The organism is Pseudoduganella sp. GW821-FHT12E03 (assembly GCF_058807115.1).
Genome location: NZ_JBXAQJ010000003.1, coordinates 329,746 through 351,807, shown reverse-complemented (window position 1 = coordinate 351,807; position 22,062 = coordinate 329,746). Strand labels below are relative to the sequence as shown.

General features: G+C 63.1%; 20 protein-coding genes. 13 read left to right on the top strand and 7 right to left on the bottom strand.

All coding sequences use genetic code 11. From position 1 onward, the window contains the following. The 3 genes from AC1RRC_RS09405 to AC1RRC_RS09395 all read right to left on the bottom strand — a co-directional run. Window positions 1-517: glycine-rich domain-containing protein (locus AC1RRC_RS09405; protein ID WP_493055054.1), on the bottom strand; the 517-nt coding region annotated here is incomplete at its 3' end. Between the two features lie 123 nt (window positions 518-640). After that, entirely contained in the window at window positions 641-2,449 is a 1,809-nt protein-coding gene (locus AC1RRC_RS09400; protein ID WP_493055052.1) for a sensor histidine kinase, read from the bottom strand. A 198-nt stretch (window positions 2,450-2,647) separates the two neighbouring features. Beyond that, complete coding sequence (locus AC1RRC_RS09395; RefSeq protein WP_493055050.1) at window positions 2,648-4,426, bottom strand: glutamine--tRNA ligase/YqeY domain fusion protein; 1,779 nt, start codon at window positions 4,424-4,426, stop codon at window positions 2,648-2,650. Window positions 4,427-4,572: 146 nt separating this feature from the next. Here AC1RRC_RS09395 and AC1RRC_RS09390 point away from each other — a divergent pair, with 146 nt between their 5' ends. From AC1RRC_RS09390 to AC1RRC_RS09365, 6 genes are all read left to right on the top strand, one after another. Next, window positions 4,573-4,866, top strand: a complete 294-nt coding sequence (locus tag AC1RRC_RS09390) for a DnaJ domain-containing protein (protein WP_493055049.1) — start codon at window positions 4,573-4,575, stop codon at window positions 4,864-4,866. A 138-nt stretch (window positions 4,867-5,004) separates the two neighbouring features. Further along, window positions 5,005-5,511: a hypothetical protein gene (locus tag AC1RRC_RS09385; protein WP_493055046.1), complete on the top strand. Its 507-nt coding sequence runs from the start codon at window positions 5,005-5,007 to the stop codon at window positions 5,509-5,511. Beyond that, window positions 5,511-6,287, top strand: a complete 777-nt coding sequence (locus AC1RRC_RS09380; RefSeq protein ID WP_493055044.1) for a hypothetical protein — start codon at window positions 5,511-5,513, stop codon at window positions 6,285-6,287. The genes AC1RRC_RS09385 and AC1RRC_RS09380 overlap by 1 nt, the downstream gene beginning before the upstream one ends. Continuing rightward, window positions 6,287-7,159 carry a hypothetical protein gene (locus AC1RRC_RS09375; protein WP_493055041.1) on the top strand — a complete coding sequence of 291 codons (873 nt, stop codon included), beginning with the start codon at window positions 6,287-6,289 and terminating at the stop codon, window positions 7,157-7,159. Before AC1RRC_RS09380 ends, AC1RRC_RS09375 begins: the two co-directional genes overlap by 1 nt. Window positions 7,160-7,164: 5 nt before the next feature. Then, window positions 7,165-8,127 (top strand): hypothetical protein, encoded by a 963-nt coding sequence (locus AC1RRC_RS09370; protein ID WP_493055039.1) that lies wholly within the window; start codon window positions 7,165-7,167, stop codon window positions 8,125-8,127. A gap of 29 nt (window positions 8,128-8,156) precedes the next feature. After that, window positions 8,157-9,239 carry a porin gene (locus AC1RRC_RS09365; RefSeq protein ID WP_493055037.1) on the top strand — a complete coding sequence of 361 codons (1,083 nt, stop codon included), beginning with the start codon at window positions 8,157-8,159 and terminating at the stop codon, window positions 9,237-9,239. Between the two features lie 165 nt (window positions 9,240-9,404). Here the strand turns inward: AC1RRC_RS09365 and AC1RRC_RS09360 are convergent, their stop codons facing one another. Next, the gene (locus tag AC1RRC_RS09360; RefSeq protein ID WP_493055036.1) at window positions 9,405-10,328 is read right to left on the bottom strand and encodes a LysR substrate-binding domain-containing protein; all 924 of its coding nucleotides are present in this window, start codon (window positions 10,326-10,328) and stop codon (window positions 9,405-9,407) included. A 108-nt stretch (window positions 10,329-10,436) separates the two neighbouring features. Here AC1RRC_RS09360 and AC1RRC_RS09355 point away from each other — a divergent pair, with 108 nt between their 5' ends. Continuing rightward, entirely contained in the window at window positions 10,437-11,654 is a 1,218-nt protein-coding gene (locus AC1RRC_RS09355; protein ID WP_493055034.1) for an MFS transporter, read from the top strand. A 4-nt stretch (window positions 11,655-11,658) separates the two neighbouring features. Here the strand turns inward: AC1RRC_RS09355 and AC1RRC_RS09350 are convergent, their stop codons facing one another. Then, window positions 11,659-12,372, bottom strand: a complete 714-nt coding sequence (locus AC1RRC_RS09350) for a hypothetical protein (protein WP_493055032.1) — start codon at window positions 12,370-12,372, stop codon at window positions 11,659-11,661. A 164-nt stretch (window positions 12,373-12,536) separates the two neighbouring features. On the opposite strand from AC1RRC_RS09350, the gene AC1RRC_RS09345 reads away from it, so the two are divergent. Then, the gene (locus AC1RRC_RS09345; protein ID WP_493055029.1) at window positions 12,537-12,857 is read left to right on the top strand and encodes a hypothetical protein; all 321 of its coding nucleotides are present in this window, start codon (window positions 12,537-12,539) and stop codon (window positions 12,855-12,857) included. A 53-nt stretch (window positions 12,858-12,910) separates the two neighbouring features. Here the strand turns inward: AC1RRC_RS09345 and AC1RRC_RS09340 are convergent, their stop codons facing one another. Continuing rightward, entirely contained in the window at window positions 12,911-14,146 is a 1,236-nt protein-coding gene (locus tag AC1RRC_RS09340) for a CaiB/BaiF CoA transferase family protein (protein WP_493055027.1), read from the bottom strand. A 136-nt stretch (window positions 14,147-14,282) separates the two neighbouring features. Here AC1RRC_RS09340 and ugpQ point away from each other — a divergent pair, with 136 nt between their 5' ends. Next, window positions 14,283-15,038, top strand: coding sequence for a glycerophosphodiester phosphodiesterase (ugpQ, locus tag AC1RRC_RS09335; RefSeq protein ID WP_493055025.1), 756 nt, complete (start codon window positions 14,283-14,285; stop codon window positions 15,036-15,038). A gap of 89 nt (window positions 15,039-15,127) precedes the next feature. Here the strand turns inward: ugpQ and AC1RRC_RS09330 are convergent, their stop codons facing one another. Continuing rightward, window positions 15,128-16,825, bottom strand: coding sequence for a methyl-accepting chemotaxis protein (locus tag AC1RRC_RS09330; RefSeq protein ID WP_493055023.1), 1,698 nt, complete (start codon window positions 16,823-16,825; stop codon window positions 15,128-15,130). 219 nt (window positions 16,826-17,044) lie between these two features. Between AC1RRC_RS09330 and alaS the strand changes: the two genes are divergently transcribed. From alaS to AC1RRC_RS09310, 4 genes are all read left to right on the top strand, one after another. Further along, the gene (gene alaS / locus AC1RRC_RS09325; protein ID WP_493055021.1) at window positions 17,045-19,654 is read left to right on the top strand and encodes an alanine--tRNA ligase; all 2,610 of its coding nucleotides are present in this window, start codon (window positions 17,045-17,047) and stop codon (window positions 19,652-19,654) included. A gap of 198 nt (window positions 19,655-19,852) precedes the next feature. Continuing rightward, window positions 19,853-20,080 carry a sulfurtransferase TusA family protein gene (locus tag AC1RRC_RS09320; protein ID WP_493055019.1) on the top strand — a complete coding sequence of 76 codons (228 nt, stop codon included), beginning with the start codon at window positions 19,853-19,855 and terminating at the stop codon, window positions 20,078-20,080. 237 nt (window positions 20,081-20,317) lie between these two features. Beyond that, complete coding sequence (locus AC1RRC_RS09315) at window positions 20,318-21,067, top strand: electron transfer flavoprotein subunit beta/FixA family protein (protein ID WP_493055018.1); 750 nt, start codon at window positions 20,318-20,320, stop codon at window positions 21,065-21,067. Window positions 21,068-21,088: 21 nt separating this feature from the next. Beyond that, window positions 21,089-22,021 carry an electron transfer flavoprotein subunit alpha/FixB family protein gene (locus tag AC1RRC_RS09310; protein ID WP_493055017.1) on the top strand — a complete coding sequence of 311 codons (933 nt, stop codon included), beginning with the start codon at window positions 21,089-21,091 and terminating at the stop codon, window positions 22,019-22,021. Window positions 22,022-22,062 lie beyond the last annotated feature (41 nt).

Below are 22,062 nucleotides of genomic sequence, written 5' to 3'. Positions count from 1 at the left end.
ACGCGGTCTGGTTTCCCGCCGCTTCGCCTTTTCCCTGGGCCGCAATGCCCGAGAAGGCAACTTGTTTATCCTGCGCGGCAATGCCCGAGAACGCCGCCGTGGCAATCCCCGAGAACGCCGCATCATTGCCGGCGGCACTGCGGATGTAATCTTCGCCGAACGTGGCTTCGTACAACTCCTTCATGCGTTCGCCAACACGGTGGTGCGCTTCTTCGTCCGCTTCGCCGCGCAAGCCGATGTACGGGAAGTGATGCAGGAAGTAGCCGAACACCGCGTCGCAATCCGTGGCGTATTTCAGGGTGTCGAGAATGTGGTAGTGCCAGAACGTGTCGACGTCGACCAGCGGCGCAGTTTGTTCATCAGGGTATTTTTTCATCAGGATCAGGAAGCGGCGATATTCGAATTCGATCGCATTGGCGCGTTCGAGGCTCCAGCCTTCACCCGATTCCTTGTGCATCAGTTTGACTTTGATTGGTTCCAGATCCAGTTCCGCAATGGCTTGGTAAGCGTCGTTCATCAGTTCGTTCCTTTCAGTGGTTGAGCAGGGCACTACAGGAACGATTCTTGTCTTTTTGAAACTAATGGTTTTTGATTTTCATCAACACCCGTTCAGGAAATTCCTAAATGCAACAGAATTGTCTTAGGCGAACTGTTCAAGGCGGGGATAGGCGGCCCCTGGCTGCAACAGAGGTGCCACGACCCGCACCACGGTGCCGTTGCCCGGTGAACTGTCGATCGAGCAGGTGCCGCCCAGCAAATTGATGCGCTCTTCGATGCCGACCAGGCCGAACGAGCCGAACTTGTTGCGGCTGCGCGCATGCAGGCCGACGCCGTTGTCGCTGATGGTCAGGCTGAGCATGCTGTTTTCCTTGCGCAGCTCTACCCGCACCACGCTGGCGTGCGCATGTTGCGCCACATTGCTGAGGGATTCCTGCAAGATACGGAAATACGCGGTGGCGCAATGGTCGTCGATGTCGTCATCGCCGCCGTTTTCGATGAATTCGCACACAATGCCGGACCGCTGGCGAAATTGCGCGATTTGCCATTCGACCGCCGCGCCCAGTCCCAGGTCCAGCACATTGGGCCGCAAATCATTGATGATGTGCCGCACGCTGCGGATCGTGTGATCGATTTGCGACAAAGTCCAGCGCGCCCGCGCATGCAGGCGCGGATGGCGGTGGCAGGTGCGCGTGGCCAGCACATCGGCTTCAATGCGCAGCGCCAGCAAGTTCTGGCCCAGGTCATCATGGATTTCCCGGGCAATCCGCTTGCGTTCCTCTTCCTTGATTTGTTCCGCGTGCGCCGCCAGCCGCCGTAATTTATGGTGCGACAGTTGCAGCTTGGCTTGGCTGTCGCGCAATTCCTTGGTCATGGACTTGGCCATGCGGATGGCCCGCAGCCGCGAGGACGACAATGTATGGAACAGGGCGTAAATCAGCATGCTGCCGCAGAAGCCGGTCAGCAGCGCCAGCCACGGTAAAAACGTGTCGAAGCGCGAATACAGTGCGTGTTTGGGCGCCGTGAATTCCGCCCGCCATACGCGTCCGTTAAAGTCGATCGGCAAGATATAGCTGAGCACATCGGCTTCACCGGGGCCGGCCATGCCCAGTTCCGCGCTGTCAAACAGCAGCGTGTGCGTGCTACTGGAATCCTGGTCGCCCACGTCTTGCAAGGTCAGGCGGGCATTGCGTACCGGCATTTCCTCTAGCGCGCCCAGCACCAGCCGGTAGACTGAAAAGCCGATGCCGATCGACCCGGTATACGCGGCGCGGCGCTGTTCCATGGTGGCCAGCGGCAGGTTGGGCCGGTATACCGGCATGCGCATGGCCAGCACGGCGTCGCGGTCGCTGGCGTCGAAACCAATCGGCACGCCGGAGGCTGTCAACACGCCGCTGTCGCGCCCGCGCGCCAAGGCCTTGGCCACCACGGGCCGGGCGGCGATATCGATACCGAATTTTTCTTCCAGCCCGGCCAGCGGTTCCATCAGGATGATGATGGCGGCATCCTGTTCCGGGCCCGGCGCCCGCGGCGGCAGTGGTGGGTAGCCATCGCGTCCGCCATTGCTGCGCTCGCGCATGCGTTGCTCGAAGGCGCTGCGGGTGCCGGCCGGGACGTGCTGCGCATAGTTCAGGCTGATGATCGCGGGGAAGTTGCTGGGCAAGTCCAATCCCGTCACATAACGATGAAAACCATCGCGCGTGATGGTGTCGGAAGACTGAAAGTAACTGGCGGTGCCCCGCAGCACATCGGTATACGCCTTGATGGCGGTGGCGATGATGTATTGGCTGCTGCGTGCGTGGTTGCGGAAGCGGGAATTGGCTTCACTGTCCAGCGATTTCGCCGTGGCGCCGTACAGCAGCACGCCGACGCCCAGCGATAGCAGGACCCCGGTCCACCATAGTGGCTTGGTTGGGGCAAACAGTTGGTTCAGGGCCGGTTTCAGGGGCATAACGTAGCAGTTGCCGAAGTAACCGGCGGTAAAGATTTCCTTGTATCAATTGTTGCATAATATATAAACCTTATGTGGCCGCGGTCAAGTATATTTTTTACAAAGCATTACAATTGTTTTGTGTCATAAACAAAGAACCATAAAAAAACCGCCCGAGGGCGGTTTTTTCCAAACAGGTATTGGTTTGGTATGGGGCGCTTATTTTGCGGCGAAACCGTCTTTCAAGGTGACGATGCGGTTGAAGACCGGCTTGCCTGGCTGCGAATCGATGCGGTCGGCCACGAAATAACCGTGGCGCTCGAACTGGAAACGCTGGTCGCCGGTGGCGGCCTGCATGCCCGGCTCCAGGTAAGCGGTCACGGTTTCCAGCGCGTTCGGGTTCAGCGCGGCCAGGAAGTCCTTGCCGCCCGCATCCGGTTGCGGGTCCGTGAACAGGCGGTCATACAGGCGCACTTCGGCTTCCAGGGCATGGGCGGCGGACACCCAGTGGATGTTGCCCTTGACCTTGTAGTTGTCCGAACCCGGCGTGCCGGATTTGCTGTCCTCGAAGTATTTCACGCGCACGGCCGTGATGTTGCCGTTGTCATCCTTGTCGTAGCCGGTGCACTCGGTCACGAAGCCGTGGCGCAGGCGCACGCGGCTGCCCGGCTGGTCGCCGACCGGCGGGGTGTAGCGGAAGTAACCCTTGGTTGGGGTTTCCATGAAGTCGTCCGCTTCGATCCACAAATCGCGGGTGAACGGGAACTGGCGCGTGCCCATTTCCGGATGGTGCGGATGCACCGGGCACGAGCACGGCTCGCTGGCGTCGGCCGGGAAGTTTTCCACGATCAGCTTCAGCGGGCGCAGCACGGCGGTGGCGCGCGGCGCTTTCGGATCGAGGTCTTCGCGCACGCAGCCTTCCAGCGTGCTCATGTCGATCCAGCCATCGGACTTGGTGACGCCGATGCGTTCCGCGAACAGCTGGATCGCTTCCGGCGTGTAGCCACGGCGGCGCAGGCCGACGATGGTCGGCATGCGCGGATCGTCCCAGCCCGTCACCACGCCTTCTTCCACCAGCTGGCGCAGCTTGCGCTTGGACGTGATCACGTAAGTCAGGTTCAGTCGCGAAAATTCATACTGCTTCGGCACCGGCAGCGTGAAGAAGCCGCCCTTCGACAGGGTTTCCAGCAGCCAGTCGTAGAACGGGCGGTGGTCCTGGAATTCCAGGGTGCAAATCGAGTGCGTGATGTTTTCCAGCGCATCCGAAATCGGGTGCGTGTAGTCGTACATCGGGTAAATGCACCAGTCATTGCCGGTACGCACGTGGTGTTCGTGGCGGATCCGGTAAATCGCCGGGTCGCGCATATTCATGTTCGGCGCGGACATCGCGTCTTCGCTGATCTTGGCACGCAGGATGTGCTCGCCATCCTTGTATTTGCCGGCTTTCATGTCGCGGAACATTTGCAGCGATTCTTCGCGCGGACGGTTGCGGAAGCGCGAATTCACACCCGGCGTGTTGAAGTTGCCACGGTTGGCCGCCATTTCCTCGGCGCTCTGGCTGTCAACGTAGGCATGGCCTTCATTGATCAGGTATTCCGCCATGGTGTACAACTGGTCGAAATAATCGCTGGCATGGTGCAAGTGCACTTCATTGCCGTTGGGGCCTTGCCAGTTCCAGTCAAAGCCCAGCCACTTGACGCTGTCGATGATGGTGTCGACGTATTCCTGTTCTTCCTTTTCCGGATTGGTGTCGTCGAAACGCAGGTGGCAGCGGCCGTTATAGTCGCGCGCCAGGCCGAAATTCAGGCAAATCGACTTGGCGTGGCCCACGTGCAGGTAACCGTTCGGTTCCGGCGGGAAGCGGGTGATCACATTGGGCATGCCGTCGCGGGTATGGGTGCCGGCGGCCAGGTCATTTTCAATGATGGCGCGCAGGAAGTTAGAAGGCAGCGCGGGTGCCACGGCGGCCGAAGCGGGATTTTTTTTGTCGTTACTCATGTAATAGTGAGAAAAACCGGATTTTTTGAAAGCGAAATGGTACGCATTTTACCGTACCGGCCACCCCGGGCGGGACGGCGACTGCTTTTCTGTAGGATAATTCGTCTTTATAACATCACGGCATACGACCCAACGGAGCTTCCAATATGGAAAACTACTATCTCGTGCTCGGTGTCGCGCCCAACGCCTCTGACGAGGACATCAAGAAGGTTTACCGTTCGCTGGCGATGCGCTACCACCCGGACCGCAACCAGGAACCCGGCGCGGACGTGCGCTTCAAGGCCATTGCCAAGGCGTACGAAGTGCTGTCGGTCCCCGAGAAACGGGCCGAACACGACCAGAGCCTGAACCACCGCATCATCATCGATCCGGAAGCGGAAGCGTATCAGCTGTGGCGCGGCATCTTCGGCGTGCACGGCGTGACCATCCCGGTCGCCTGAGGCGGTAACGGCGGGCATGGCGGCTTCGCCTGGGGCGAAACCGCCCTACGGATCGGGGGCCGCCTCGGATCGTAGGGCGGTTTCCGCGCTGCTGAAGCCGCCATGCGCCGCCAGTAATTTATTTGAAAGAGCAACAAAATGAGAAGAATCCATCCCGAATTCGCCTACCAGGCGCGCGAACTGGAAGGCCAGATCGAAGGCATCCTGGGCGATCCGCCCGACCGCAAGAATTACAAGATGATGCTGGACGCGCTGGTGTCCGAATACGCGTCCGGCGGCGGCATCGAAGACGTCAACATGATGGCCTTCGCGCTGGTCGACGTCATCAAGTTCGACAACCCGAAAGCCCTGGTGGCCGAGGCGCAGGATTACGAAGATGGCGACCCCGCCCGCGTGTTCGCACTGGCGTCGTGTCCGGACGGCGTTGCCGCAAAGATGTATGCTGCGATTGAGGAAAATTTCCCGGAAATCGGCCGCCAGGCCGTGATCACGGCGTTCCTGCACAAGCATCCGCGCCTGTGGGATGACGACGATGTGTCGCTCGACCAGTTGGCCGCCGGCGATGACGGCGACGATGACCATGATGATGACGGCGAAGTCACCGACGACTTTGCCCAGATGTTTGACCAGGAAGGAGACCACTAATGTCCGACAAAAATCTGCCAGCCATCAGCAAGCAGGTCACGGAACTGGTACTGGCCGGTTCGCTGAGCCATGCGGAACAGGCGTTTGCCGAAGCGGCCGAGCAGTTTGGCGATTACGCGGTGGCCGAAGTGCTGTCGACCATCCCGCCACAAGTGACGGCGCTGCACATGGCGGGCTTCGACGGCGGCAAACTGTCGCTGACGACGTTATTAGTGCCACCGAAGGCGTGGGCCGACAGCCTGGCGTTCTTTGCCGCGACCTTCCAGGATGACTTGATCGAAGACGATCCGGAACGCCTGGCCGAGCAATTGTTCGCGCACGTCCATGGCGTGGTGTTTTCCACCGAAGACCAGGAACGCCGCGAGGAACTGCTGCGCGAAGCGTCCGCCACCGACCATGGCTGCACCGCGTTTGCCGTGCTGTTCTCGCTGGCGCCGAAGGAAATCCTGGAACTGGCCGGTGAAATCATTTCCAAGGGCCCCTATGTCAGCGGCCTGACCACCTCCGACAATGACGTGGTCCCGCTGGCGCTGGAATTGGCGAAGGCATCGGAAGATGGCTGGGACCGTGCATTGTTTGAACTGTTCCCGGACTTCCGCCACAGCGCCGACCTGGCCGACGCGGAATTTTCGGACGACCCGGACGAGGAACCGAAATTCCTGCAGCGCACCACCCGTGAATTGCTGTACCGCCTGCGCAAGCAAGTACCGAGCACCCGCAGCGCGCCGAAAGCGGCCAGCAGCCGCCGCAGCATGGGTACGGGGATCTTCTCCTGATGCTGCCCGCACTCGTCAAGGAAAGCCTGCCGCGGCTGACGCGCGCAATCAAGTTGTTGCCGGGCGATCCGCGCCCGGATGCCGCCTTTATCCTGGCCGACGAACTGACCGGCATCACGGCCATGGTGGCGGAAAAGTTCACCAACGAACGCACGGCGGACGGCATCCAGCGCGCGCTGTACCTGACGGTGGGCGGCGTGTCGCTGGGGCTGGAAGCCGTGCTGGCGGTGGACTCGGATGAGGCGGCGCTCGACTTCCTGATCGAGGAGGGCGCGGAAGCGGCGTTCCAGGCCGGCTTCCGCCAGATCAAGGACCTGGCGCAAATGCCGGAAGATACGCTGGTGGGCGAATACGACAGCGATCCGGTGTACACGCAGCGCCGTTTGCGCGATTTGTTTGTTGAGATTTGCCTGGCCGACCCGAACCAGAACTGGTCCGGTCCGGAACGCTTCGAGACGCAACTGAAGCAGCGCAAGGAAGTGCAGGCGATTGTGCGCCTGGCCGGCTGGCTGCGCCGCCACCACGACGGCGGCGCCATCAATGACGCCGACTTGAACGCGGAAGGCGTGATTGCGCTGGCCATCATTTTCGCGGTCGAAGGCGGCGGGCGCATCATGGCCCGCGCCGGTCAAAAAGAGTTCGAGCGCTTTGTCAAAGCCATCCGCAAGAACAAGCCCGACTTCGAAGCCGGTTGGGCCGAACTGGTGGCCAAGGTCCCGGCGCAGCACCACCCGGTGCTGTTGCAGCGCATCGAGTCGTACCGCAGCCATTGCACGGTGCTGCAACACATCCCGGGCCGCACGGCCATGAAAACCCTGTTTGCCGAGCTGGAGAACTACGCCGGTTCGGAACTGGAAGCCGACTACGGCTGACAGGCATGAAGGCCGCCACCCGCGTTCCCAGCCTTGGAGAACCCGGCCAGCACCAGGCTGGCGGCGGCCTGCGGCGCCATGACATGGCGGCGCCCGCCAGCTTGCCGCTGACGCGCCGCCGGGTGCTGCGGCTGGGTGCGGGCGCGCTGGCGTTGGCCGCCAGTCCCGCCATCCTCGCGCAGGCGCCGGCCGTGGTGCGCTGCCCCCGCATCGACAACGATATCGACCAGGTCTGTGCCGAGATGCTGCGCCTGGCGCTGGACCACGCACCGGGCGCGTATGTGGTGCAGCCATGGCCGGTGCGGGTCGAGCGCAGCCGCGCACTGTACGAACTGGGGCGCGGCGAGAATCTCGATGTCGCCTGGGCCGTCACCAGCCGTGCGCGTGAAGCGGCGCTGCTGCCGGTGCGCATCCCACTGGACCGGGGCTTGAGCGGCTGGCGCATCGCGCTGGTGGCGCGCGCCAATGCGCAGCGCTTTGCCGGGGTCCACCAGCTGGCGGACCTGGCGCGCTTCCGGGCGGGACTGGGCCACGACTGGGCGGAAACCGAGGTGTTGCGCGCCAATGGCTTGCCCGTCGTGGCCGGCACCAATACCGAAGGCCTGCCCGCCATGCTGGCGGCGGGCCGTTTTGATTACTATCCCCGCCCGCTGCGGCAGGCATGGGTCGAGGCGCGGCAATACGCGAAACTGGGGCTGGTGGTGGAGCCGCATTTTGCGCTGCATTTCCCGTCCGCCCTGTATTTCTTTGTCAATAAGGCCAATGCCGCGCTGGCCGCCGTGCTGGAGCAGGGCTTGTGGGCAGCCATCGCCGAGGGCGCGTTTGAACGGCTGTTCCAGGAGCAAAACAGCTCGTACCTGCAGCGCGCCGCGCTGGCGCAGCGGCGTGTCTTCCGGCTCGATAATCCCGGCTTGACGGAGACACTGCCGCTCCCGGTGCGCGAACTGTGGTACCAGCCGCTGCCATGACTGTAACTGACGCCGGAGGTAATAAGCCGATGCTCCAACCCGTACGCCATACCGCCCCGCGCGGAACGTTGACCGCCGTGCTGCTGATTGCCTGCGCCACGGCGCAGGCGGACTCCTCGGTGACCTTGTCCGGCATCGTCGACATGGCGCTGGAAAGCGGCCGATATAACCAGGCGGTGTCCGCCACGCGCGTGCAAAGCGGCGTGCTCTCGCCCAGCCGGTTCAGTGTGCGGGCGACGGAAGACCTGGGCCATGACGTGACGGCGTTCGTCGTGCTGGAAACCCTGCTGGGCGCCGATAGCGGCACCGCCGGCGCCGGTGGCGTCCTGTGGAACCGCGGCAGCCTGGTGGGCCTGCGCGGCGCTGCGGGCCAGGTGGCGCTGGGCCGCCAGTATGCGCCCATGTTCTGGGTGGCGTTGCGGTCCGACGCGTCGACGATCGCGTTTGCCAATGCCAGCGTCATGCTCAATCTGGTCCACACGGCGGCCACCGGGCGCAGCGGGATCGGCGGCTTGTTCAACAATACCGTGCATTACCGCACGCCGGACTGGAACGGCTGGAGCGGGGAGGCATCCTATTCGCTGGGGAATGAATTGAGCGGCGCGCGCCGCCGCGACGGCGTCAACCAGGGCGTGAATATCCAGCACACGCAAGGGCCCTGGTGGTTCGGTGCCGGCTACAACCGCGCCACCCAGCACGACGCGGCCGACCGCGCCGACCGCATCCAGCGCACGCACATGCTGGCCGCCAAATACAGCGGGACCGGATGGGCGGTGGGCGCCAATGCCATGCAGTCGTCGAATATGCTGGCGGGGCCCTTTGCGGGCGGGACCCGCAGCGTGCTGGTGACGGCCCACTCGGCGGCCGGGCCGGGCGACGTGAATGTGGGGGCGGGATGGCTGGCGGACGACGGCGGCAAGCGCACGCGGGCGGTTCACGCGGGCTATGTGCTCCCCCTGTCGCGGCGCACGCAACTGTACGGCTATGGCATCAAGCTCAGCAACAACGCGGCGGCCAACCGCGGGCTGGCCAACCTGCATGCCGATTACCGCGCCGTCGCGCCGGGTTTCAGTCCCCATGCGCTGGCGCTGGGCGTGCGACATACCTTTTGATGAACTGGGTGCAGGGCCTTCAGGCCGGGCATCCACATATCAGAACATGGGTGCCGGGTCTTCAGGCCGGACATCCACCTATCAGAACATGGGTGCCGGGTCTTCAGGCCGGGCATCCACCTATCAGAACATGGGTGCCGGGTCTCCAGGCCAGGCATCCCCCTATCAGTGGCGGGTTGCCGGCGGCGTTGCTATTCCAGCGGCAGTGGCCGCCTGCGCCAGCGCCACAAAGGCTGCCACCAGCGGGCTGCTGTCGTCCCGGCGCTGCGCCAGCAACAGCGACGTGGTGGCGGCGCTGTCGGCCAGCGGGCGGTAGGCCACCCCGGTCATGCGGATGCGGTCGAACGGTTGCGGCAGCAGGCTGACGCCCAGGCCCGCCGCCACCAGGCCAATAATGGTGGACGCTTCCCCGGCTTCCATCGCGATGTGCGGCACGAAGCCGGCCGCGCGGCACAGGCGGAAAATCTGGTGGTAAATCCCGGTACCCGCGTCTTTCGGGTACATCACGAACGGCATGCCCTGCAAGTCGGCGACGCGGATCTTGCGGTGCCGCGCCAGCGGCGCATCGGCCGGCAAGATCAGCACAAGCGGGTCTTCGCGCAGCATCGTCATGGCGATGCCGTCCGGTAGCGCCACTTCCGGCGGCCGCACGAAACCCAGGTCCAGCTTGCGGCCCTCGATCGCATCGAGCTGGTGCAGGGTCGCCATTTCATGCAGGGTCAGCGCCACTTGCGGGTACAACTGCCGGTATTGGCGGATCACTTGCGCAAACAGGGGCGTAAACGGCGTGGAAAACGTAAAGCCCACGCGCAGCTCGCCCGCTTCGCCGCGCGCGGCACGGCGCGCCGTCACCACGGCTTGTTCGGACTGGGCCAGGATTTGCCGCGCATCGCGCAAAAACAGCTTGCCGGCTTCCGTCAGCCGCACCCAGCGCTTGCTGCGCTCGAACAGGCGCGCGCCGACGTCCTGTTCCAGCGCCTGGATTTGCTGGCTCAATGGCGGCTGGCCGATATGCAGCCGTTCCGCCGCCCGCGTAAAGCTCAGTTCTTCGGCGACGGCAATGAAATAGCGCAGGTGGCGTAGTTCCATGGAATGATAGAGTAATCGTTTTAAAGTATTACTGACGCCTGAAATATATATTGGACTGTATGACTGGGCAATCCTACCATGGGGCCATCATTCAACGCTGGAGGCCATATGGCCATCGCCGCAGGAACCCCTGAATTCACCCGCACCACCCGCGCCATGTTCCTGGGCGGGTTTTCCACCTTTGCCTTGCTGTATTGCGTGCAGCCGCTGATGCCGGTGCTGGGACATGAATATGCGCTGACGCCGGCGCAAAGCAGCCTGGTGCTGGCGGTCTCGACGGCGGCGCTGGCGCTGTCGCTGGTGGCGTCGACCGTGGTGTCGGCGCGGCTGGGGCGCACGCCGCTGATGGTGGCGGCCATGGCGATCGCGGCGGTGATGACCTTGGTGAGCCCGCTGGCGCACAGCTATGGCCAGCTGGTGGCGCTGCGGGCGGCGCTGGGTATCGCGCTGGGTGGCATGCCGGCCATTGCCATGGTCTACCTGTCGGAGGAAATGGAAGCGACCTCGCTGGGCGCGGCAATGGGCGTGTACATCAGTGGCGGGGCGTTTGGCGGCATGGCGGGGCGCATGCTGGCGTCGGTGCTGGGGGATTTTTATTCGTGGCGGGTGGCGATGGCGGCGCTTGGCGTGGCCGGGCTGTATGCCGCGTGGGAATTCTGGCGCAGCCTGCCCCGTTCGCGCCATTTCACGGGTGGCGCGATAGCATGGCGCGGCGCCTGGCACGGCTGGTCGCTGCATTTGCGCGATGACGGCATGCGCTCCCTGTTTGCGCTGGCGTTCGTGCTGATGGGCTGCATGGTCAGCGTGTACAGCTATATCGCGTTCCGCCTGCAAAGCGCGCCCTATGGCTTGAGCCAGAGCGTCACGGGGCTGGTGTCGTTCCTGTATGTGCTGGGGATCTTCAGTTCCGTGTGGGCCGGCAAGCTGGTGGACCGCCTGGGCCGTCGTAACGTGCTGTGGAAAATCATGACGCTGATGCTGGGCGGCTTGCTGCTGACCCTGGCGTCGCCACTGGCGGTGGTCGTGCTCGGCATGGCGGTGTTCACGTTTGCTTTCTTTGCCGCGCATTCGATCGCCAGCAGCTGGGTGGGGCGGCGCGCGCTGGCGCTGAGCCGGCCGCAGGCGGGGCTGGCGTCGGGCCTGTACCTGTTCTTTTATTACCTCGGTTCCAGTGTGGTGGCGTGGACCACGGGTTTGCTGTGGTCGCGCGCCGGATGGAGTGGTGTGGTGGCGCTGCTGGGCGCAGGCCTGGTCGGCGGCGTCGTGATTGCACTGCGGCTGCGCCAGCTGGAACCGGTCGCGGCGGCGGCGCCGGCCGCAGCGTGAAGGCTTACTTTTCGCGCGGGCAAGTCATCAACTTGTAGTCGTAACCCGCCTGCAGGCTGGGATCGGGTTTGTAGAAGCAATAGGTTCCCATCGCGGTGCGGATTTTATACATGCGCATGCGCCCTTCCGGCACGGACATTTCGCGGATTTCCGGCGCGCTGAACCACTTGGGCGGCACCGCTTCGCCGGCGTCGCGGAACGCGCGCTCCAGTCCGGCCTGCAAAGTATCCGTGGGGCGCACCAGGGCAGCGAGCTTGCCGCCCCGTAACGCGTGATCGGCCTTACCCGCGCCCCAGTCCTGGCGGCGCAGCAGGGCATCGCTGGCCGGGGAGGGCGGGGTGTTGGCGAGGTCAAACGGATCCGGTGGGGATGCCGGCGCAGGTAGGGGAGCGGCCGGGTGCGCGGGCGCTGTTGCCGGGGCCGCTGCGGGCATGGCTGGCGGCGTGATGAGCGTCGCGGCACGCGGTTCGGTGCCGGTGCGCGGCATCGTTGTCCGCCTCGGCTGCACGGCCGGCGCCGCCTCCTGCGGCACCGGCTGTTTCGCGGCGGGCGGCGCCGCCAGCGGCAATAGCCACTGGACCGGTTCCAGCGATTTCCCCTCGTGCGGGTGCGTCACGCGGTAACGCTGCGCCAGCAGCAGGCTGGCCAGCGCGGCATGCAGCACGACTATCGCCAGCAGGGCTGGCGCATTGGGCCGGGGAGAGGAAGAAAATGTCATGTCGGCAATGTACCGTTGCCTGTGTGAATTTATTGCGAATTTCACAAACTTTTACAACCGCTCCGCGTTGCGGCTCCTCAAACAAGCGAACGCAACGGAATCTGCTTGCTCTGGTCTGACTCTTCCCAGGCACGCCGTGCCTGCCAACGCAAAAGGAGAGCGCCATGCAGCAACAGCTGAAGCAACGTTTAGACCGGGTTGAAAAGGCCATCGGGGAAGCATCGCAAGCGTGTTCCGCCGAACGCAATTTGCCAGGGGAGTTACGCGATTGCATTTTGAAGCTGGACCGGCAGGCGGACAAAGTACAGCAAGCGGGCGCGGCCATGGAGGCCGCTGCGCTGTGCCGGATGGTGGAAGAACTTGGCGTGCTGGGCGACCGGGCGCGCCGCGTGTGCGTCAACGTGCCGACCCTGACCGCGCAAATGAAAAGCGCGGTGCTGCATGTGCATGAAGAGTTGCAGGAACTGAAGCGCGATTTGCATTGACCGCAGCTTGACGGTAAAGCGGGCGCTCAGGTTCCGGCGCCCGCGTGTGTCCTTCAGATCGCGCCTTTGCCCTTCAGTTCGCCAATCTGCTCGGCGCTACGCCCCAGCACCTCCCGCAACACTTCCTCGGTGTGCTGCCCCAGCAGCGGCGGCGCCGTGCCGCCGTCGGCCGGGGTGGCGGACAGCCGCATCGGGCTGCGCACCAGTTTCACGTGGCCGGCGGTCGGGTGCGGCGTTTCCACCACCATGCCGCGCGCCTGCACTTGCGGGTTGCGGTACACGTCGTGCAAATCGTTGATCGGGCCGCACGGCACACCGACCGCTTCCAGTTGGTCTATCCACCAGTCGCGCGGCTGTTGCAGCACCATCGCGGCCAGGATCGGCACCAGTTCATCGCGGTTTTCCACCCGGAGGCGGTTGGTGGCGTAGCGCGCATGTTGCGCCAGGTCCGGGCGGCCGCCGGCTTCCACGAACTTCTGGTACTGGCCATCGTTGCCGGTGGCGACAATGATGTAGCCGTCGCTGCAGGCAAAGGTCTGGTAGGGCACGATGTTCGGGTGCGCATTGCCCCAGCGCTTGGGCGGTTTGCCGCTGTTGAGGTAATTGCTGCCCTGGTTGGCCAGCATCGCCACCTGCACGTCGAGCAGCGCCATGTCGATGTACTGGCCTTCGCCGGTGCGGTCGCGGTGGATCAGCGCGGCCTGGATGGCAATGGTGGCGTACATGCCGGTCATCAGGTCGGTCAGCGCCACGCCGGCTTTTTGCGGGCCGCCGCCCGGCAAGTCGTCGCGTTCGCCGGTGACCGACATCAGGCCGCCCATGCCCTGGATCAGGAAGTCATAGCCGGCGCGGTGCGCGTACGGCCCATCCTGGCCGAAGCCCGTCACGGAACAATAAACGATGTCCGGTTTCACGGCTTTCAGCGACGCATAGTCGAGGCCATAGCGTTTCAGCTGGCCGACCTTGTAGTTTTCCAGCACCACGTCCGACTGCGCGGCCAGTTCGCGGATCAATTGCTGGCCCTCCGGCGAGGCGATGTCCACCGTGATGGAACGCTTGCCACGGTTGGCCGACAGGTAATACGCCGCTTCGGTGGTGTCCTGGCCCTGGCTGTCCTTCGCATAGGGCGGGCCCCAGGCGCGGGTATCGTCACCGGCGTCGGGCCGCTCGACCTTGATCACGTCGGCGCCCAGGTCCGCCAGGTTTTGCGAACACCACGGACCCGCCAGCACGCGCGAGAGGTCCAGTACGCGGATATGTCCCAGCGCTTTCGGTGTCATTGCTGTCATTGCCATTGCCTCGAATAGTCGTCAAGACCGCCAGATTAGCCGCTTGTGTTATGTTTGGAAATCACAGGTGCGACATGCATTTTCAACATTGGCGCAACTTCGGCTCAACTTTGGTGCAACTTTGAATGAGGTAAGCATGCCTTGGATATATCCCCGGGTCCTGGCCCATCGCGGCGGCGGCAAGCTGGCGCCGGAAAACACCGTGGCGGCGCTGCGCTGCGGCCTGGCGTATGGCTACCGCGCGGTGGAATTCGACGTCATGCTGTCGCAGGACGGTGTCGGCGTCATCATGCATGACCCGGAATTCGGCCGCACCGTGCCGGGACAGGGCAGTGTGGCAACCACCACGGCGGCGGACCTGGTGCGCCAGGATGCGGGCGGCTGGTTTGGCCCGGCGTTTGCCGGAGAACCGGTGCCCCTGTTCACGGAATTCATCGATTACTGCCGCGCGCAGCAGATCTGGATGAATATTGAAATCAAGCCGGCCCCCGGTTTTGATGAGGCCACCGGGCGCTGGGTGGCGCACACCACGCGCGAGCGCTTTGCCGGCGCCTTGCAGGCCGGCGACCTGGCGGCGGTGCCGCTGCTGTCGTCGTTTTCCATGATCGCGCTGGCGGCCGCCCGCGATGCGGCGCCGGAGGTGCCGCGCGCCTGCCTGTTCGATACCATTCCGCCCGACTGGCGCGCGCAGGCGCAGGCGCTGCGGGCGGTGGCGATCCACACCAACCACAAGCACCTGACGCCGGAACTGGCGGCCAGCGTCAAAGACGCGGGCTTTGGCCTGTTTTGCTATACCGTCAATGAGCCGGAACGCGCGCAAGCGATCCTGGCCTGGGGCGTCGATGGTTTTTGCACCGACCGGATTGACCTGATCGGCCCTGGCTTCGCCTGAAAGAAAGTATGTGGATGCCCGGCCTAAAGGCCCGGCACCCATGCTGAATTATGTCGATGCCCAGTCTAAAGGCCCGGCACCCATGCTGTTTAGAAGCGCACGTAATTCGATTCGTCCGGCTCCCAGTTGTTTTGGCTTTCCGGCACGGGCTGCAGCTTGCCGTGTTTCGCCGCATGGCGCTTGACGGGGCCTTTGGGTGGTGGCGCGCGGTGCGCGGCACGGACCGGCGCGTCTTGCTGCGACACCTTGAAGAATCCCATCGCGCGCTGCAAGTCTTCCGCCTGCACGCTCATTTCTTCGGCGGTGGCCGCCAGTTGTTCGGACCCGGCCGCGTTTTGCTGGGTGGTCTGGCTCAACTGGCTCAGCGCGGAATTGATCTGGCTGACGCCGGTCGACTGTTCATCCGAGGCGGCGGAAATTTCTTGCACCAGGCCCGAGGTTTTCTGGATGTTCGGCACCATCTGGCCCAGCAACTGGCCGGCCCGTTCCGCCAGTTCCACGCTGCTGCCCGCCACTTCGCCGATTTCCGCCGCCGCCACCTGGCTGCGCTCGGCCAGCTTGCGCACTTCGGCCGCCACCACGGCAAAGCCTTTGCCATGTTCACCGGCGCGCGCCGCTTCAATCGCGGCGTTCAGCGCCAGCAAATTGGTTTGATAGGCGATGTCGTCGATGATGACGATCTTGCGGGCAATTTGCCGCATGGCGTCCACCGTGCTGCTGACCGCCGCGCCGCCTTCCACCGCTTCATTGGCGGCCTGGCTGGCCATGCCGTCCGTGATGCGGGCGTTTTCCGTGTTTTGCGAGATCGACGCCGTCATTTCTTCGACGGACGCACTGGTTTCCTCGACGCTGGCCGCTTGTTCTGTGGCCGCTTGCGACAGCGACTGCGCCGTGCCGCTAACCTGTTCCGAGGCGCTGGCCAGCGCGTCCGCGCTGGAATTGACATTACCCACCACGCCCGCCAGCCGCTCCACCATGGTTTTCATGGCAAACAACAGGCTGGCGCGATCATCCGGGTGGGTGGCGATCTCCACGGTCAGGTCGCCGCCGGCCACGCGCGTGACGATTTCCGCCGCATAGCGGGGATCGCCGCCCAACTGGCGCAGGGTGGAAAACATGATGGCCAGCGACAGCGCGGTCACGGCGACCCCAGCGACGGCGAAGGCGATGACCATGGTGCGTTGCGCCGCATCCATGTCGGCATTCGCGGCAGTCACGGCATCGGCGGCAATCTTCATGTTGACGTCGACTACCCGGTCGAGTGCAACGCGGACATGTTCCACATGGGGGCCGACGTCGGCGACGGCGCGGCGGAAATCTTCCCATGCGGCCTTGTCGTGCGTGCCATCGGGCATGCCTGCCAGCCGTTCCGCCGCCGCAATGACCCGCTCGCCGCCAGTCTTGCGGGGTTCCCAGGCCGCCAGGAAGTCTTTGTACAGGGCGGCTTCTTCCGGCGTCTGCGGCAGCGGGTCGTAAATCTTGCGGCCCGCGTCCACTTCGGCAAAGCCGGCGCGCATGGCCGTCACTTCGGCGCTGATTTTAGAGGAAGCCTTCGGATCGTCCGCGTAGCGGAACATGGAAACCGCCCCGATCCGGATCGCGCGGTTGCCCAGTTTGATCTTGTCCAGTCCCTGTAGCGAAGGCATGCGGACTTCCGCCACTTCGTGGAAGCCGGCCGCCGCGCTGCGCATGCCCAGGATGCCGGCGCCGCCCACCAGTGCGATGCCGGCGACGGCCATCACCAGCAATAACAGCAGTTTGGTGCGGATGTGAAGGGTGTTCAGCATGGCGCGCTCCTGGTCAACACTGCGACGGGATGAGAGGTCAGTATAGGGAAGGATGGCAATGCGCGGCGCATAGTCTTGCAATCGTTGCATCATTGCAACGAAGTGTAAAACCATGCAGCCCGCCATATATACGGCAGCGCCATGGCTTGCACTGATTTACCGCAGGGAGATACCGTATAATCGATCCTTTGCGCCAGCAGCCAACTTACCGATTACGACATGAAATCATCTGAAATCCGCGAGAAGTTCCTTAAATTCTTCGAATCCAAGGGTCATACGATCGTCCGTTCCAGCTCGCTGGTGCCTGGCAACGATCCAACCCTGCTGCTGACCAACTCTGGCATGGTGCAGTTCAAGGATGTGTTCCTGGGCCAGGATACCCGCCCGTATTCGCGCGCCACCACCGTGCAGCGCTGCGTGCGCGCCGGCGGCAAGCACAATGACCTGGAAAACGTCGGCTACACCGCGCGCCACCACACCTTCTTTGAAATGCTGGGCAATTTCAGCTTCGGCGATTACTTCAAGCGCGACGCGATCAACTACGCGTGGGAATTGCTGACCAAGGTGTACCTGCTGCCGGCGGACAAGCTGACCGTCACCGTGTACATCGAAGATGACGAAGCGTACGACATCTGGGCCAATGAAATCGGCGTGCCGAAAGAGCGCATCATCCGCATCGGCGACAACAAGGGCGCGCGCTACGCATCGGACAACTTCTGGCAAATGGCCGACACCGGCCCTTGCGGCCCGTGCACGGAAATCTTCTACGACCACGGCGCCGACATCTGGGGCGGTCCTCCCGGCTCGCCGGACGAGGACGGCGACCGTTTCATCGAGATCTGGAACCTGGTGTTCATGCAGTTCAACCGCGACGAAGCGGGCGTGATGCACAAGCTGCCGAAGCCATGCGTCGATACCGGCATGGGCATGGAACGCCTGGCCGCCGTGCTGCAGCACGTGCACTCGAACTATGAAATCGACCTGTTCCAGAACCTGATCAAGGCGGCCGCCCGCAAAACCGGCGCCACCGACCTGGAAAACAAATCGCTGCGCGTGATCGCCGACCACATCCGCGCCGCCGCGTTCCTGATCGTCGACGGCATCATCCCGGGTCCGGAAAGCCATGGCTACGTGCTGCGCCGCATCATCCGCCGCGCGCTGCGCCACGGCCACAAGCTGGGCCAGACCAAGGCCTTCTTCTACAAGCTGGTGGAAGACTTGAACATCGAGATGGGCCAGGCCTATCCGGAACTGGCGGAAGCCAAGGACCGCGTGGCGGCCACCCTGAAAGCCGAGGAAGAGCGCTTCGGCGAGACGCTGGAAAACGGCATGAAGATCCTGGAAGCGCAGCTGGCCAAGGATCCGAAGAACCTGGACGGCGCCACCGCGTTCGTGCTGTACGACACCTATGGCTTCCCGCTGGACTTGACGGCCGATATCTGCCGCGAGCGCGAAGTCACGCTGGACGAGGCCGGCTTCGCCGCCGCGATGGAAGAGCAGCGCAACAACTCGCGTAAAGGCGGCAAGGGCCAGATGGCCGTGGGCGTGGAATACACCGGCGAGAAAAACAAATTCGTCGGCTACGACCAGTTGCAGCACACCTCGAAAGTGGTGGCGCTGTACGCCGATGGCGCCGCTGTGCAGGAATTGAAAGCCGGCCAGCACGGCATCGTGGTGCTCGACACCACGCCGTTCTACGCGGAATCCGGCGGCCAGGTGGGCGACCAGGGCCTGATCCAGTCGGCTGCGGCGAAATTCGATGTGACGGACACGCTGAAGGTCAAAGCCGACGTGTACGGCCACCACGGCGTGGTGGCGTCCGGTTCGCTGAAGGTGGGCGATGCGGTCGGCGCGGAAGTGGACCAGCACGCACGCGGCCGCACCATCCGTAACCACTCGGCCACCCACCTGATGCACAAAGCCCTGCGCGAAGTGCTGGGTGCGCACGTGGCGCAGAAAGGTTCGCTGGTCGATCCTGATAAAGCCCGCTTCGACTTTTCGCACAACGCCCCGCTGACGGCGGAAGAAATCGCCAAGGTGGAAGCCATCGTCAACGCGGAAATCCTGGCCAACGCAGCCACCCAGTCGCACAACATGTCGTTCGACGACGCCGTCAAGCATGGCGCGATGGCGCTGTTCGGCGAGAAATACGGCGACGAAGTGCGCGTGATGGACATCGGTACGTCGAAAGAGCTGTGCGGCGGCGTGCACGTGCACAGTACCGGCGACATCGGCCTGTTCAAGATCGTGTCCGAAGGCGGCGTGGCGGCCGGTATCCGCCGCGTGGAAGCGGTGACGGGCGAGGGCGCGCTGGCGCTGGTGCAATCGATGGCGAAGAAGCTGAACGAAGCTTCCGCCGCGCTGAAAACCAACCCGGACGAACTGACCGCGAAAATCGGCCAGGTGCAAGACCACGTGAAAGCGCTGGAAAAAGAACTGGCGGCGCTGAAATCCAAACTGGCGTCCGGCCAGGGCGATGAACTGGTGACCAAGGCGGTCGACATCAAGGGCGTGAAAGTGCTGGCGGCCACGCTGGAAGGCGCCGACGTGGCGCGCCTGCGCGAAACCATGGACAAGCTGAAGGACAAGCTGAAAACCGCCGCCATCGTGCTGGCCAGCGTGGCCGACGGCAAGGTCAGCCTGATCGCCGGCGTGACGCCGGACGCTGTCGGCAAGGTCAAGGCCGGCGAACTGGTGAACTTTGTGGCCCAGCAAGTCGGTGGCAAGGGCGGCGGCCGTCCGGATATGGCCCAGGCTGGCGGTACCGATGCTGCGGCGCTGCCAGGCGCGTTGGCCGGTGTCGCGGGCTGGGTTGAACAGCGTATTTAAGTTGTAAAGCTAGTAACCATGCGGCTTGCGCGGGTGTGCAAGCCGCATGTCAAGGTCCTGCTCGTTGTGTGCATGCAACGCACAGTCATCAATTTTGGTGCACCGCGTCAAAATTAATGAATTGGGGTAGACTGTGAATTATCAGCACAACTTCTGAGCGGGATAGTGATGAGTGACACTCTGGTTGATACCGAAATCATGGAATTTCAAAAAGAACTCGATGCACGCGGCCTGAATTGTCCGCTGCCGATTCTGAAAGCAAAAAAGGCGCTGGCGGAGCTGCAAAGCGGCGAAGTCTTGCGTATTATGGCCACGGACCCCGGTTCTGTGCGCGATTTCCAGGCCTTTGCCAAGCAGACCGGCAATACGCTGTTATCGCATGCGCAGTACGGCATGGAATTCGTGTTCCTCATGCAACGCAAATAACGGGTTCATTCCTGTCAGTATTCCGCTAGGGCCGCGCCGGATGGCGGCCCGTCCCCCTGCAAGAACCGCAGAATCCCCCGAGTGACGAAATGATGCGCATATTTTTTTTAGATGGATTACACTAACAAAAAAACGCACGATCGTGCTTAAATTCTGCTTGCCGCTGGAATATCTTTTATAATCTAGCCCACCTTTTAGTCAGTAACATCTTTATTTAATTTTCCCAAAGGCACAGCTATGAAAGTCTTGGTACCCGTCAAACGCGTGGTCGACTATAACGTCAAGGTACGCGTCAAGTCCGACGGCACTGGCGTCGATATCGCCAACGTGAAAATGTCGATGAACCCGTTCGATGAGATCGCCCTGGAAGAGGCGACCCGTCTGAAGGAAGCGGGCAAAGTGACCGAAGTGGTGGCCGTGTCCGCCGGCGTAGCCCAGTGCCAGGAAACCCTGCGCACCGGTATGGCCATCGGCGCCGACCGTGGCATCCTGGTGGAAACCACCACCGAGCTGGAACCGCTGGCCGTGGCCAAGCTGCTGAAAGCACTGGCTGACAAAGAACAGCCGCAACTGATTATCCTGGGCAAGCAGGCAATTGACGACGATTCCAACCAGACCGGCCAGATGCTCGCAAGCCTGCTGGGCTGGCCACAAGCCACGTTCGCCTCGAAAGTCGTGCTGGAAGACGGCAAGGCGATCGTGACCCGCGAAGTGGACGGCGGCCTGGAAACCCTTTCCTTGAGCCTGCCAGCGATCATCACCACCGACCTGCGTTTGAACGAGCCACGTTATGTGACCCTGCCAAACATCATGAAGGCCAAGAAAAAGCCCCTGGAAACCGTCAAGCCGGAAGACCTGGGCGTTGACGTGACCCCGCGCCTGAAAACCCTGAAAGTGGCCGAGCCAGCCAAGCGCTCCGCCGGCATCAAAGTGCCTGACGTGGCGACCCTGGTTGCCAAGCTGCGCAACGAAGCCAAAGTTATCTAAGTCTACTTTCAAGGAAAAATCATGGTCGCATTAGTCATCGCAGAACACGACAACGCCAGCCTGAAGGCTAGCACCCACCACACTGTCACCGCCGCTGCCCAGTGCGGCGGCGACGTTCACGTGCTGGTCGCAGGCAGCAATGCCGGCGCCGCCGTGGAAGCCGCCAAGCAAATCGCCGGCGTGACCAAAGTACTGGTCGCCGAAGGCGCGCACTTCGCTGACGGCCTGGCGGAAAACGTGGCCGAGCAAGTACTGGCCGTTGCCAGTGCCTACTCGCACATCCTGGCGCCAGCCACCGCGTACGGCAAGAACATCCTGCCACGCGTTGCCGCCAAGCTGGACGTCGCGCAAATTTCGGAAATCACCAAAGTCGACAGCCCGGACACCTTCGAGCGTCCGATCTACGCCGGCAACGCGATCGCCACCGTGCAATCGTCGGACAAGGTCAAAGTCATCACCGTGCGTACCACCGGCTTTGATGCCGCTGCCGCCACCGGTGGTTCGGCTGCCGTGGAATCCGTGTCGGCCGTGGCCGACTCCGGCAAATCGGCCTTCGTTGGCCGCGAACTGGCGAAATCGGACCGTCCGGAACTGACCGCCGCCAAGATCATCGTTTCCGGTGGCCGTGGCATGGGTTCGGGCGAAGCGTTCAAGATCCTGGAACCGCTGGCGGACAAGCTGAACGCCGCCATGGGCGCATCGCGCGCCGCCGTCGACGCCGGCTTCGTGCCGAACGACTGGCAAGTTGGCCAGACCGGCAAGATCGTTGCCCCGTCGCTGTACATCGCGGTCGGTATTTCCGGCGCGATCCAGCACTTGGCCGGTATGAAAGATTCGAAGACCATCGTGGCCATCAACAAGGATCCGGAAGCGCCGATCTTCTCCGTTGCCGACTACGGCATCGTGGGCGATCTGTTCGAAGTGGTCCCTGAGCTGGTCAAAGAACTGGGCTGATCCCTGAAGAGATCAATCAAGCCACGCGGGCAGTAACCAGC

Excerpts from the sequence above, each read along its gene's own strand:
- AC1RRC_RS09400 (WP_493055052.1), bottom strand. The coding sequence starts at position 2,449 with ATGCCCCTGAAACCGGCCCTGAACCAACTGTTTGCCCCAACCAAGCCA.
- AC1RRC_RS09395 (WP_493055050.1), bottom strand. The coding sequence starts at position 4,426 with ATGAGTAACGACAAAAAAAATCCCGCTTCGGCCGCCGTGGCACCCGCG.
- AC1RRC_RS09390 (WP_493055049.1), top strand. The coding sequence starts at position 4,573 with ATGGAAAACTACTATCTCGTGCTCGGTGTCGCGCCCAACGCCTCTGAC.
- AC1RRC_RS09385 (WP_493055046.1), top strand. The coding sequence starts at position 5,005 with ATGAGAAGAATCCATCCCGAATTCGCCTACCAGGCGCGCGAACTGGAA.
- AC1RRC_RS09380 (WP_493055044.1), top strand. The coding sequence starts at position 5,511 with ATGTCCGACAAAAATCTGCCAGCCATCAGCAAGCAGGTCACGGAACTG.
- AC1RRC_RS09375 (WP_493055041.1), top strand. The coding sequence starts at position 6,287 with ATGCTGCCCGCACTCGTCAAGGAAAGCCTGCCGCGGCTGACGCGCGCA.
- AC1RRC_RS09370 (WP_493055039.1), top strand. The coding sequence starts at position 7,165 with ATGAAGGCCGCCACCCGCGTTCCCAGCCTTGGAGAACCCGGCCAGCAC.
- AC1RRC_RS09365 (WP_493055037.1), top strand. The coding sequence starts at position 8,157 with ATGCTCCAACCCGTACGCCATACCGCCCCGCGCGGAACGTTGACCGCC.
- AC1RRC_RS09360 (WP_493055036.1), bottom strand. The coding sequence starts at position 10,328 with ATGGAACTACGCCACCTGCGCTATTTCATTGCCGTCGCCGAAGAACTG.
- AC1RRC_RS09355 (WP_493055034.1), top strand. The coding sequence starts at position 10,437 with ATGGCCATCGCCGCAGGAACCCCTGAATTCACCCGCACCACCCGCGCC.
- AC1RRC_RS09350 (WP_493055032.1), bottom strand. The coding sequence starts at position 12,372 with ATGACATTTTCTTCCTCTCCCCGGCCCAATGCGCCAGCCCTGCTGGCG.
- AC1RRC_RS09345 (WP_493055029.1), top strand. The coding sequence starts at position 12,537 with ATGCAGCAACAGCTGAAGCAACGTTTAGACCGGGTTGAAAAGGCCATC.
- AC1RRC_RS09340 (WP_493055027.1), bottom strand. The coding sequence starts at position 14,146 with ATGACAGCAATGACACCGAAAGCGCTGGGACATATCCGCGTACTGGAC.
- ugpQ (WP_493055025.1), top strand. The coding sequence starts at position 14,283 with ATGCCTTGGATATATCCCCGGGTCCTGGCCCATCGCGGCGGCGGCAAG.
- AC1RRC_RS09330 (WP_493055023.1), bottom strand. The coding sequence starts at position 16,825 with ATGCTGAACACCCTTCACATCCGCACCAAACTGCTGTTATTGCTGGTG.
- alaS (WP_493055021.1), top strand. The coding sequence starts at position 17,045 with ATGAAATCATCTGAAATCCGCGAGAAGTTCCTTAAATTCTTCGAATCC.
- AC1RRC_RS09320 (WP_493055019.1), top strand. The coding sequence starts at position 19,853 with ATGGAATTTCAAAAAGAACTCGATGCACGCGGCCTGAATTGTCCGCTG.
- AC1RRC_RS09315 (WP_493055018.1), top strand. The coding sequence starts at position 20,318 with ATGAAAGTCTTGGTACCCGTCAAACGCGTGGTCGACTATAACGTCAAG.
- AC1RRC_RS09310 (WP_493055017.1), top strand. The coding sequence starts at position 21,089 with ATGGTCGCATTAGTCATCGCAGAACACGACAACGCCAGCCTGAAGGCT.